This window comes from Mesorhizobium sp. M4A.F.Ca.ET.022.05.2.1 (genome assembly GCF_003998845.1).
GTDB lineage: Bacteria > Pseudomonadota > Alphaproteobacteria > Rhizobiales > Rhizobiaceae > Mesorhizobium.
In genome coordinates this window covers 1-11,447 of record NZ_RZOJ01000173.1, presented here as the reverse complement: position 1 = coordinate 11,447, position 11,447 = coordinate 1, and the positions used below count along the sequence as shown (strand labels likewise).

At 60.9% G+C, this 11,447-nt stretch carries 14 protein-coding genes, 1 tRNA gene and 1 pseudogene; 12 read left to right on the top strand and 4 right to left on the bottom strand.

Annotation, left to right across the window (positions count from 1 at the left end):
• A partial coding sequence (locus EN745_RS36560; RefSeq protein ID WP_210213763.1) for a hypothetical protein occupies window positions 1–181 on the top strand: 181 nt, incomplete at its 5' end.
• 402 nt (window positions 182–583) lie between these two features.
• Here EN745_RS36560 and EN745_RS19130 read toward each other — a convergent pair.
• Window positions 584–945 (bottom strand): annotated as a pseudogene (locus tag EN745_RS19130) (AraC family transcriptional regulator); the annotation flags it as partial.
• A gap of 181 nt (window positions 946–1,126) precedes the next feature.
• Here EN745_RS19130 and EN745_RS19125 point away from each other — a divergent pair.
• Window positions 1,127–1,414 carry a PilZ domain-containing protein gene (locus EN745_RS19125; RefSeq protein ID WP_126054557.1) on the top strand — a complete coding sequence of 96 codons (288 nt, stop codon included), beginning with the start codon at window positions 1,127–1,129 and terminating at the stop codon, window positions 1,412–1,414.
• Between the two features lie 582 nt (window positions 1,415–1,996).
• Here the strand turns inward: EN745_RS19125 and EN745_RS19120 are convergent.
• From EN745_RS19120 to EN745_RS19110, 3 genes are all read right to left on the bottom strand, one after another.
• A tRNA-Ser gene (locus EN745_RS19120) sits at window positions 1,997–2,086 on the bottom strand.
• Between the two features lie 81 nt (window positions 2,087–2,167).
• Complete coding sequence (locus EN745_RS19115; protein WP_127422005.1) at window positions 2,168–3,355, bottom strand: site-specific integrase; 1,188 nt, start codon at window positions 3,353–3,355, stop codon at window positions 2,168–2,170.
• Window positions 3,352–4,089 carry a hypothetical protein gene (locus tag EN745_RS19110; protein ID WP_127310407.1) on the bottom strand — a complete coding sequence of 246 codons (738 nt, stop codon included), beginning with the start codon at window positions 4,087–4,089 and terminating at the stop codon, window positions 3,352–3,354. The genes EN745_RS19115 and EN745_RS19110 overlap by 4 nt, the downstream gene beginning before the upstream one ends.
• A gap of 152 nt (window positions 4,090–4,241) precedes the next feature.
• On the opposite strand from EN745_RS19110, the gene EN745_RS19105 reads away from it, so the two are divergent.
• From EN745_RS19105 to EN745_RS19060, 10 genes are all read left to right on the top strand, one after another.
• The gene (locus EN745_RS19105; protein WP_189340520.1) at window positions 4,242–4,466 is read left to right on the top strand and encodes a DNA-binding protein; all 225 of its coding nucleotides are present in this window, start codon (window positions 4,242–4,244) and stop codon (window positions 4,464–4,466) included.
• On the top strand, window positions 4,463–4,657 hold the full coding sequence (locus EN745_RS19100) for a hypothetical protein (RefSeq protein WP_127310408.1): 195 nt from the start codon (window positions 4,463–4,465) through the stop codon (window positions 4,655–4,657). The genes EN745_RS19105 and EN745_RS19100 overlap by 4 nt, the downstream gene beginning before the upstream one ends.
• Entirely contained in the window at window positions 4,654–5,676 is a 1,023-nt protein-coding gene (locus EN745_RS19095) for a ParB/RepB/Spo0J family partition protein (protein ID WP_127422004.1), read from the top strand. Before EN745_RS19100 ends, EN745_RS19095 begins: the two co-directional genes overlap by 4 nt.
• The gene (locus EN745_RS19090; protein WP_127310410.1) at window positions 5,669–6,019 is read left to right on the top strand and encodes a hypothetical protein; all 351 of its coding nucleotides are present in this window, start codon (window positions 5,669–5,671) and stop codon (window positions 6,017–6,019) included. Before EN745_RS19095 ends, EN745_RS19090 begins: the two co-directional genes overlap by 8 nt.
• The gene (locus EN745_RS19085; protein WP_210212303.1) at window positions 6,016–7,605 is read left to right on the top strand and encodes a DEAD/DEAH box helicase family protein; all 1,590 of its coding nucleotides are present in this window, start codon (window positions 6,016–6,018) and stop codon (window positions 7,603–7,605) included. The genes EN745_RS19090 and EN745_RS19085 overlap by 4 nt, the downstream gene beginning before the upstream one ends.
• The gene (locus tag EN745_RS19080) at window positions 7,602–8,531 is read left to right on the top strand and encodes a hypothetical protein (RefSeq protein WP_127310411.1); all 930 of its coding nucleotides are present in this window, start codon (window positions 7,602–7,604) and stop codon (window positions 8,529–8,531) included. The genes EN745_RS19085 and EN745_RS19080 overlap by 4 nt, the downstream gene beginning before the upstream one ends.
• 578 nt (window positions 8,532–9,109) lie before the next feature.
• Complete coding sequence (locus tag EN745_RS19075; RefSeq protein WP_187331299.1) at window positions 9,110–9,388, top strand: helix-turn-helix domain-containing protein; 279 nt, start codon at window positions 9,110–9,112, stop codon at window positions 9,386–9,388.
• A complete protein-coding gene (locus EN745_RS19070) occupies window positions 9,385–9,648 on the top strand; it encodes a hypothetical protein (protein ID WP_127422003.1) in 264 nt (87 codons plus the stop codon). Before EN745_RS19075 ends, EN745_RS19070 begins: the two co-directional genes overlap by 4 nt.
• Entirely contained in the window at window positions 9,623–11,047 is a 1,425-nt protein-coding gene (locus EN745_RS19065; protein ID WP_127310412.1) for a hypothetical protein, read from the top strand. The genes EN745_RS19070 and EN745_RS19065 overlap by 26 nt, the downstream gene beginning before the upstream one ends.
• Window positions 11,048–11,081: 34 nt before the next feature.
• The gene (locus EN745_RS19060) at window positions 11,082–11,315 is read left to right on the top strand and encodes a hypothetical protein (RefSeq protein ID WP_127310413.1); all 234 of its coding nucleotides are present in this window, start codon (window positions 11,082–11,084) and stop codon (window positions 11,313–11,315) included.
• Window positions 11,316–11,447 lie beyond the last annotated feature (132 nt).

The following is an 11,447-nucleotide window of genomic DNA, read 5'->3' as shown; positions in this document are numbered from 1 at the left end:
GTCCATGCAGCCGGAAGAGCATCGCATCGTCATTCCCCGTCTGCTCCTGCGGCAGTCGGGCTTCACGACGATCGAGTTGAGGCCTGAGGCCTCCGTGGCTGCATCGAGGGTGACGCCTGAAGACAAAAGGTTGCTTGGGGTTGGTTTGATTGCAATGCGCGTGGCGCCATCGATCCAGTAAGGCCCGATCGACCATAGGGCACCGGCCATTGGCGCGGTCCGTTGGGGCAGGCCATGGACGAATGGCCAAGCCTGCCTTTCGCAAGCAAATTCGAGCTGTGTTTAAGTAAGCGGCTACTTTTTCTGCCGGGCCCACCTGGTCGCTTGCTCCGCCTTGTCAAGCGCAAGGAATGGCAGCAAGACCAACAGCATGGCGGCGACGGCAACGAGATTTGCCGCGTCCTCGATCACGCGAATGACGACTTTCACAGCTACTACCCCTCCCGACATAGTAATAGCCGAAATCGACCTCAACCTCAAGATGTACGGTTGAGCGTGGTATTGCCTTGGCCGGACAATTTTGGCGTCGGAGTGGGAGACTTCCCGTCAGGCGGTAACACAAATCGGGGCATGGCCAGCCGCCTCAGCCCGCGGCGGGATCGAACTGATCCGAGCGAGAAGCTTCCATGTCCTTGTGCGCGGGAGCGGTGGTCAGGTCGCGGCTGTATTGCCGTGGCGAGCGGCCTATGACCCGCTTGAAAGCGGTGCTGAAAGCGCTTTCGGACTCGTAGCCGAGTGACGGCGCTATGGCCGAGATGGGATCATCGCTGTTCTCCAGCCTGTCGCTGGCCAGCAGCATGCGCCAGCGCGTCAGGTAATCCATCGCCGGCACGCCGACCGTTTCCCTGAACTTCAGCGCGAAGCTCGACCGCGACATGCCGGCGCGCGCGGCCAGTCCCTTCAGCGATGCGCCGGATCCTCGTGGATGGCGCCGATTGCCGCGCCCGGACTGCCCGACAGTCGCCAATTCCATGCAGTGGGTCCGGCGGCCCGAGGTGGCCGGTAGCGAAGAGGGTTGTCTTTGGGATATCATTCGACCTCGCGTAGCTGGCAGGTCAATAAAGCGCCGGCTAATATGAGGGGCCGCCCGCCGCGAGGGTGATTCCGGATCGAGCAAGGCACGCGCATGGAACCCGATGAACCCAGACGAGAGCGTCGCCTTCACCAACGTGAGATTGTCCTGAAGGAGGCCACGATCGTCGCGGGTCCTGACAACCCGGCGATTGGCTGTTCCGTCCACAATCAGCATGAAAGAGGGGCCGAACTGCGCGTTCCTGCCGACGCCTTCGTGCCGGAGCGTTTTCTCCTGCATGTGCCTGACGATGCGGCCACCTATCAAACGGTGGTGCGCTGGCGAAGGAAGGAGCGGCTTGGCGTCCAGTTCTACGGCGCACCCAACCCCGCCAAGAGCTGACCGGTTATTCCATGAAGCCGGGCCGGTTTGGTTAGGAGCGCATTGCTGTCTCGCAGCAACGAGGTGACGTCACCCTTTGAGCAGCGATGAAAGATGTGCAGGCTGACTGTCGGAGCAGTGCTTGAAGGACGCGAGAGCGATCGACCCGAACGATAAAGCGCCGGATGCTCGGCTATCGGGTCGACGAACGAAAGTTGCCCTGGCGCGTATGGCGCGCCGCAATTGGCATAGGCCAAGGCTTCCGTCCCATCGGAACAAATGGGTTTGCTGTGGGGTTTCAAGCGAGGGAAGAGCGCTGATGCCAAACCAGACCAAAGAGCGGCCCCCGCCGAAGCCAGATCCGAAAGAGGCGCAAGTCCGGCCTCATGACAAGGACGCGCCAGAACCTCAGCATGTTGATCCGCCTCCGCGAGATGTCCGAGAGGCGCCGGTTCCAAATCCAAACGGCGATAAGAAGCCTTGACCGCCGGCACGCGGCGAAAATGGCTGCTGCCTCACGGCGGCGGGCTTTCTCTTTTGGGACGGGTTGCCGTTATGGCAAGGTCCGTTTTGCTTGTTAAGTATTTGGTTTTATAGACAACTTGGCGGAGGGAGTGGGATTCGAACCCACGGTGAACTTGCGCCCACGCCGGTTTTCAAGACCGGTGCCTTAAACCGCTCGGCCATCCCTCCAAGCCTTGATTTCGTTAGCTTTTCTGGCGCTTTGCGCTCGGCCATTTGGGCCGCTGCTACCATTTTGCTACCGAACTAGCTTTAGCTACCGGGCTTTACCGCGCTCCTGATCGCCGCGTCAACCGCCTCGGCAGCATCTGCCTGCATCCCCGGCATGACGTGCGAATAGAGGTCGAGCGTGATGCCGATCGTCGAATGCCCTAAACGCTCGCTGGCGACCTTCGGGTGAACGCCGGCCGCGAGCATCTGCGAGGCGTGGGTGTGGCGCAGATCGTGGAAGCGGATGCGCGGCAGCTTCGTCTTGCCGATCACGCGAATCCATTCGTGCGTCAGCGAGCGTGGCTGCAGCGGCTGGCCGTCGACCTGGGCCACAACAAAGCTATCGGCATCTGGACGGATGCCGAGGCGCAACTGTTCCTCTGCCTGCCGGGTCCGGTGGGCCTTCAACTCGGCGACGGTGGCGGCTGACAGAGCCACGGTTCGCGCCCTACCTGATTTCGGCTCCTTGTAGCGCACGCCGTCTTTGGTCTGTTCGGCGCTTTCCACGATCGCCAACTGGCGTAGGTTGTCGCCAAGGTCGACGTGGCGCCAGCGTAGGGCGAGGATCTCGCCGCGACGCAGTCCGCACTTCACCGCCAGCAACATCGGAATGAACATGCGGGTCGAGCGAAGCTCTTCGATGAGCTGCGCGGTCTGTGCAGCGTCGTAGGCCAACATCTTCTTGCGCTCGACCTTGGGCGGCGTCGTCGCCGCTGCCGGGTTCCGTGACAGCCGCTCCCAGGTCACTGCCTGGCTCAAAGCCTTTATGAGAACGCGCCGGTAATGGTGGATCGTCCTGGGCGCCAATGGGGGCAGGGGCTTGACCTCCTCGCCTTCCTTGCGCTTGCGATGGTCGGCACGCGGCTTGGTCAACGCCTCAGAGAACGCGGCGTCGATGCGGTCGGTCTTCAGCTTGGCCAAGGTCACGATGCCGATGAGCGGGGCCAGACCCTTGCGGCATATCTCGGTGTAGCGCTCGAAGGTCTTTGGCGCGACCGACGGCTTGATGAACCTCAGCCACTCGTCCAGAAACTCGGCAACCGTCTGTTTGGTAGGCTCGACATAGTTGCCTTGCTTCATCTCAGTGATGAGCCGGGAACATTCCTCCTGCGCCTGGCGCTTGGTGCCCTCGAAGCTGTGCCACTTTCGGCGGCGCTTGCCGGCCTCGTCGTAGAGATCGAGGACTATGGCCCACTTGCCGGGGCTGCGTTCCTTGATGTGGCCTTTCATTGCTTGACTCCGTTCCTGTCCTCCATCCGGCGGCGTATTCGTGTCGCCCAACCAGACTTCAGCCAAAAGGGCTCAAAGCCATATTTTCGGGCGAAGGCGCTGGGGTCGGCTTCTTCTTCAGCCTTCATTTCGCTGATGCGCTTTTCGAGGTAGGCTTCCTGCTCTTCGTCCGAGAGTGCTTGGTACATCTCGTTTTCTTTCAGAGTCTCGTGGAACGAAATGAGCCCGATATATTTGTTTTCCTCCGAGTATTTTTTTTGCTCGGCGGCTTTGTCCACGGCCTCATTGGCGTCGGCGATGCGCTTTTGCACAGCCTTGTCAGCACCCTTGAGCGTTCGGGCAGTAATGATGTCGATGATGACGTTGTAGAACGTCACCAGAATCGCCTGCAGACCGCTGACGCCGTCCAGACCGTTGGAATTGTGCTCATATCCTTGTTCCATCGCCTCACGTAGTTCGCCCTGGGTGAACAGCAAGTCAGATGTTTCCGGGTTAATAAGCAGTCGCTGTAGCCATATCGCGTCCTTCATTTGTTCCGACATGACAGTGACGCCGTCGGTAGCGAGGTCTACGGCCTGCTCAAGCTCGTTGCTTATGAATAGGCCAATCTTACAGAGGCGGCGGATCGCATCGGAGCGGGTGTTTATCCGATTCGCGAACCGCCACTCCTCAATCGCCGCGATTTCTTCTTCCGACATCATTATCGGGACGCGGTTTTCGCGTGGCTTGACCACCTTCGTTTCCCCTTCCGTGCCTTTCTATCCTCTCTTTATAAAAAATCGGCACAAGAAGCACAAGTGGCATTGCTCGGAACGGACAAGGAACTTATAAGAAAAAAAGGCACAAGTGATGCCGGAAACGATTCGAGCAGAAGGAATGACGGGCTATGACGCTCGATGAAGCGCTCACCCAGGCGACTGTGTCCGTTCAGACGGCCGGTCATGTGTTCTTCAAACTGGGCCGCAACGCCTCTTATGAAGCTGCGAAGCGAGGCGACTTCGAAACGATCCGAGTAGGCGGCAAGATCGTGGTCCCCGTGGCGCCAATCGCCGCACGGCTTGGCCTTCGGATGAAACTCAGCGGCGTAGAAGGGGCGGGCGTCCCGACATGAATGACGATGTCACAGTCGAGCAGGAACGCGCCTTCGACGATTGGTGCGAACTGGCTACCCGAGCCGCAGAGACCAAGGCCCTCGTCGATGCCGTCGCGTCGGGAAGGGCGTTCGCCAGGTTCCATTATCTCTTCATTGAATCCGAGCGCGGGGCGAACATCTCGCCACTGCGCTCCGAAAGTGCAGCATGATCAAGAAGAAGGATTTCCCGCTTATCGAACTCGCCAGCATCCGAACCGATGGTGGCACGCAATCGCGAGCCGTCATCGATAAGTCCGTGGCGTTCGAATATTCCGAAGACATTGCGGACGGTGTTTGGTTCCCGCCAGTCGTCATCTTCCATGACGGCGAGGCCTATTGGCTAGCCGACGGCTTCCACAGATACGAAGCCCACGCAATGGCCGGCAAGAAGAAGATCGCCGCCGACATCAAGCAGGGGACGCGCCGCGATGCGATCCTGTTTTCTGTCGGGGCCAACGCAACCCACGGCCTGAAGCGCAGCCGAGCTGACAAACGGAGGGCGGTCGAAACCCTTTTGAATGATCCAGACTGGTCGTCTTGGTCGGATTGGGAAATCGCCAGAAAATGCAACGTCTCCAACCATCTCGTGAAAGACGTGAGAGAGGATCTAGGTAGGAATTCTCCCAGTGAGCGCACCTACAGAGACCGACACGGAAACCTGTCCTCGATGGATACTTCCCGCATCGGCAAAGCCAACGGCGGCGACGCCAAGAGTGGGGCAGCCGGATCCGAAAAGCAGGCGCAACAGGCGGAGCATGATCGCCAGTGCGACGAAGCCCGAGCGGGTCTCCCCGATGCCATCAAGCAACATGCTGCAGCCCGTGACGAAGCCGCCGCGCAAGCCAAGACCAGCAAGGTGGCGCCGGCCGACGATCTCGCTGACCGTGTTGCTGAACTTGAGGAAGCCATCCAGGGCCTTGAAGCTGACAACGCCGCGCTGAAGGCCGAGAACGCCAAGTTCGGCGATATGTGGGTCCAATATCAGAAAGGCGGGTTCGACTCGGTCATTGCTGGCAAGGACGAAGAGATTCGCTCCCTCAATGCCCGGCTGATCCAGGAAAGCGAAGACAAAGCTGGCTGGATGAAGCGCGCCAAGTCCTGGCAGAAGCGCGCTACCGATCTCGGCTGGTCCACCGACGTCGTGATCCCCATCGACCAGCAGTCCGACGAGGTAATCCGGCTTGACTGACGTGTCCGATCTCGTCGACCGGATAAGGTCGTTCGGCGCGAACATCGTGCTGGACGGCAATTCCCTGCGCGTCGTCAATCGGCAGAAGCTGCCTCCGGCGGCTGGCGCCTACGTCGCGAAGCACGGAAAGGCGATCGCCGAATATCTGCGGTCTGATGAAAACGTCGAGTTCGAAGAGCGCGCAGCCATTGTCGAGTTCGACGGTGGCGCGCCTCGCGAATGGGCGGAACAGTTCGCTCGCTACCTCACGAAGACGAAACCGGCGACCGCCGGCGCTATGGAATGGTCATGGTTCCTTACGATCTGCGGCCGGATGATCGACGAAGCCCCGAGGGCCGCATGAACGCGCTTCTTCCGATGCACCAGCAGATCGAGCTTCGTCCGCATCAAGTGCGCACAGAAGAGCTGTTGCGCCAGCGTATTCGCGAAGGCGCCCGACGCATCATCCTTGTAGCGCCGACGGCGTTCGGCAAGACGGAAACGGCGATAGACCTGGTGACCAAGAACCAGGCCAAGAAATCTCGAGCCTGGTTCATCGTCGACCGCATCACCCTGATCGACCAGACCAGCGAGCGCTTCGCGAAGTACGGCATAGATCACGGCATCATCCAGGCCGACCACTGGCTGACCGACCCGACAAAGCCTGTGCAAGTCGCCTCGGCACAGACAGTCGGCCGCCGCAAATATCCCGACGACGATCTGCCGAAGCTCATCATCGTTGATGAAGCGCACTGCGAATACCAGACCACGCTGGAGCTGATCGAGCGCGCGAAGGACGCGATCGTCGTCGGCCTGACCGCAACACCCTTCACCGACGGCATGGCCGACCATTGGGATGCGCTGGTGAACGGCGCGACAACGAACCAGCTTCTGGCCGACGGATGGTTGACGCCGCTCAAGATCAAGGCCTGCGTCACGCCGGACATGAAGGGCGCCAAGAAGGCGTTCACCGGAGAATACGACGACACCGACGCCGGCCAGCGCGGCATCACGATCATCGGCGACGTGATCCACACCTGGGTTCAGCAGACGCAGAAGCATTTCGGCGGCCCGGTGAAGACGATCGTCTTTTCGCCGTCGGTCGCGCATGGTGAGGAGCTTTGCCGCCAGTTCGCCGCGGCCGGCTTCAACTTCCAGCAGATCAGCTATCTCGACGCATCCGACAACGAGCGGCGCGAGAAGATCGAAGAATTCCGCAAGCTGGATAGCGCCATACACGGGCTTGTGTCGTGCGCCGTGCTGACCAAGGGCTTCGACGTACCGGACGTAAAGTGCGGCATCTCCTGTCGACCATACCGTAAGTCCTTCAGCTCGCACGTTCAGGAGTTGGGGCGCGTGATGCGCATCGCCGACGGCAAGCAGTTCGGGCTTTGGCTGGACCACTCCGGCAACTGCGTCACGTTCGCCGAAGACACCGCCTGGCTGTTCGAGCATGGGGTGGACAGCCTATCGAGCGCACAGAAGAAGGACAGCGAAGCGCGCGAACCTGCCGAGCGTGTGAAGCAGAAATATTTCTGCGGCGAGTGCGGCCTACAGATGGAGCCGCACCATGACACCTGCCTGTCGTGTGGTTGGCGCCGGCCAAAGTACGGCGAGATCCAGGTGGTTGAGGGCGAGTTGATCGACGTCGACTTCTCGATCAGGAACGCCTTCGAACCTCGCAAGGGCCTGCGCGCCAAATGCCTCGATGATCCACGGGCGATATGGAACACCGCCCTGGCTTACTGCTTGTCGAACGGCAGGAAGGGCGACGAGGCCTCGCGCAAATGGGCCTACGGCATTTGGCGCGGCATCTATCCCGGCAGCAAGCTTCCCTACGGACTGTATGAGACGGCTTGCGAGCCGACAAAGGTACAGGTCGACGAGTGGCAACTGGTCGAGCGTGAAGTGAAGCGCTTCCGCAAAGGTTCTCAGCGGAGGGCTGCGTGACCACCATCGACCAAGCCATCAGCAACGCTTGCGACCAGGCCGGCATTCTGCCGCCCAAGGCGATGACGCGCTTCGGTCAGTGGCTGAAAACCGACACGCTGGCGGGCAAGTCCGGCAAGGGTGACGGGCGAGTGATCGTCAACGAACTGAACGTCACCGCCTGGAACTGGCAGACCGGCGAAAAGGTAACCGTCTGGCTGAAGAATGATGTTTCCCCGGTCGAGCGCCGCAAGATCGCGCGAGACATTGAGGCGGCCAACAAGAAGAGGCTTCAGCGTGCCAAAGAGGCGGCCGGCAAGGCACAAGCGATGATGACGAAGGCCTCACCGTCGCAACATCCCTATCTGAGCAGCAAGGGCTTCCCGCACGAGCGGGCGCTGGTCATCGCGGCCGACGCGGTCAAGGCGATCGGCGGCGAATACAGCTCCTACCTCCTGCCGGACAACGGCGGCGAGCGGGCGATCCTGATCCCGGCGCGCATCGGCTCCAACGTGTCGAGCCTGCAACTGATCTGGGAAGACGGAACGAAGAAGTTTCTGGCCGGCGGCGAGATGGAGCGCGCCTGCCATCGTGTGTCGGCCGGATCCTTCACATGGTTCTGCGAGGGCTACGCGACGGCGCTTTCGCTGCGAGCCGTCGTCAAGGCGCTGCACCGGAACGACTGCATCCTTTGCTGCTTCTCGGCTTACAACGTTCTGGCGGTCGCGCGGTCGACCAAGGGGCGCCGAGCAATCCTCACCGACAATGACAAGCCGCTGACGCAATACGGCGGGCTCGGCACCGGCGAGTATTTTTCGCGCCAGGCCAACATCCCCTTCCTTATGCCGCCCCAGCTCGGAGACGATCTGAACGACGTGCATCTTCGGGAAGGCATCTTCCCGGTGCAGCGCCTGGTGTCCAACTTCCTGCGGGAGGCGATCATGTAGGAGTCGATCGGCCGCAAGGTGCCAAGGCCATGCTGGCAGCGGCGTCATCGCCTGAGCCTGCATCCGGGAGCGGTCTGGTAAAGCCGTTCGTCGCGCCGGACAACAGCGACAACATATTCTGCACCAAGCCCCGGCCGCGCCGGGCGGAGACAATCCGGGATACGAGACCGGCTCCGATCGCAGAGGCACCATTACCCACACAGGACGCACCCGGAAACGAGGTGCAGCCTCTCCGTGATCGTCTGGATGGTCTTTGAGAGGTGCCGCTGCCAGTCGAGGCAGGTGTAGGGCCGACAGGGTAACCCCGGTCCGCGTCTCTCCCCGAGACAATCACCTATCCAGATGTGCGCGTACCCCGTCCCGATCGGCACGGTAGCGCGTCACGCTTCGCTCCTGACGGGCGAAGTGTGTCCGGAGAAGAGGATGCCGGGATTAGGGCAGGCCCGAAAACAGAGGTAGAGATGACACAACAGCAGCCGCTTAGGTTCTATCAGTTCTCATCCTTCAACAAGCGCGGAGGCAAGACACACCCGCGAGTTGCCAGGACGAGGAATCGCATTCTCGATTTGTGGGAGGGCATGGCCAGCTATTCGACCATTGCCGAGGAATTGGACATTTCCATCAGCACGGTGGTCGAGTGCATCGCGAGGGCCAAGCGCCTCAAGGACCCGCGCGCCGACCGACCCTTTCGGCACCGGAAAATTCAGATGGCCGAAAAGCGCCGTCGAGAGATCAGGCGATTGCTCGACGACGGGTATCGGCCGCGCGAAATCGCCAAGCGTCTAGGAGTTTCAAAGAGGCTTGTCCTAATCAGGATGCGAGAGAGCGACGCGTCTACAGTAGAGAAAACTAGATGAAGGGACGGAAGACAGGCGGCAGGATCGCCGGCACGCCGAACAAGGTCACGGCCTCCATCAAGGAAGCCGTGACGGAAGCGTTCCGGAAGGCGGGCGGCGTCGACTATCTGGTCAAACTCGCTGCCGAAGACCCTCGCACATTCTGCGGCCTGGTCGGCAAGGTGATACCTCTCCAGGTAGACGCAAAGCTTGACGGGCCGCTTACGGTTCAAGTCCTGAAGCTTGCGGGGTCGGATGGCGACGATCCAGCTCCCAAATAATGGCTGGCGCCCTCGCTGGTATCAGCGCAAGGCCTGGGACACATGGGAGCGCGGCTGCAAGCGTCAGCTGCTGTTCTGGCATCGCCGCGCGGGCAAGGATGAAATCAACCTGAATATGCACGCGGTGTCCGCACACGAGCGGCCCGGCACCTACTGGCACATGCTTCCCGAGGCCGCACAGGCGCGCAAAGCCATCTGGAACGCAGTCAACCCTCACACCGGCAAGCGGCGCCTGTTCGAGGCCTTCCCTGAACCGCTGATCGAGAACATGAACGACAACGAGATGTTCGTTCGGTTCAAGGTAGGATCGACGTTTCAGGTCGTGGGCTCCGACAACTTCAACAGCCTGGTCGGCGCGCCGCCGGTCGGCATCACGTTCTCGGAATGGGCGTTGGCCAATCCTGCGGCATGGGCTTACCTGTCGCCGATCTTGGCCGAAAATGGTGGGTGGGCATCCTTCATCACCACGCCTCGCGGCAACAACCACGCCAAGGGCATGCTCGACGCGGTGAAGGGCAACGTGTTCGACCCGGTGACGAATCCACGCGGCTGGTTCAGCGAGGTGCTGCCGGCGAGCGCCACCGGCGCCATCGACGAAGTCACGATCGAGGAGCAGCGGGCGATCTATGTGGGCCTGTTCGGCAAAGAGACGGCCGACATGCTCATCGATCAGGAATACTACTGCTCATTCGCGGGTGCGCTGATCGGCTCCTATTGGGGCGCAGAGATAGCGCGGGCCGAGCGCATGGGGCGCATCGGCACGGCGTTCGACATCGATCCCAGGCATCCGGTGCATACCGCGTGGGATCTCGGCAAGGCGGTCAACAACCCAATCTGGTGCTTCCAAGTCATCGACGGCGTACCGCTGATCGTCGACTTTTACGTTCCCGACAGCGAAGACCTGGAGGATTGGTGCAAGTGGCTCGACGAGCAGGGCTACCACGGCGACGACTTCGTTCCGCACGACATCCTGCATCCGCAGTGGGGAACGAAGCGAACCCGGCTCGACACGCTGAGGGCGCACGGTCGCAAGCCGAAGATGGTCGGCATGGTCAGCCTGGCCGAGGGCAACAACGCCGGCTTGCAGACGATCAAGGTGGCGCGCTTCAGGAACACCGACAGCGTCAACGACGGCGTCGAAGGACTGAAGGCCTACCGGCGCGAGTACGACGACGAGAAGAAGACGTTCCGCGACATCCCGGTCAAGAATTGGGCCGAGCACTACGCATCCGCGTTCCGCTACCTCGGCCTGGCGTGGCGGCAGGCTATCGTGGCGGCCGAGAAGCCAGCAGGCGACAAGGGCGCATATGTCGGACAGCCCGACGGCACGATACGAAGCCAGCAGACCGTCAAGGAAGCGGTCGACGCGATGGTTAGGAGGCGCCGGGCTCGTGGCTGATGAAACCTTCTTTCGGTTTCCGAATTAAACCCCTATGGCACTATATTTCTTCGACTTTTATGACGATGACGTTGCTCAACTCGACACCGTAGGGACGGAGTTGTCTAGCTTCGATGCCGTCAAGCAGGAGGCGGTGAAGGCACTCGTGGATGTTATAAGAGAGGTCCTGCCGGACGGCCCCCACCGGGAGTTGTCATTCAAGGTCCGCGATGAAGCCGGCCGCCAACTTATGCAGGTGATGATGACGTTCCATCTTCAGGGCGCCTAATCACTCGGCACTCCGGCGCTATTGAGAGGGCTCGCAACCGTGCCGCTTCAGGCGGGCCGCTCGCGCGCCGAATTCAGCAATTTTCTGAAAGAACAGCAATTTCGTGAAAGCCGCGCACGTGCAGGCTTTCCA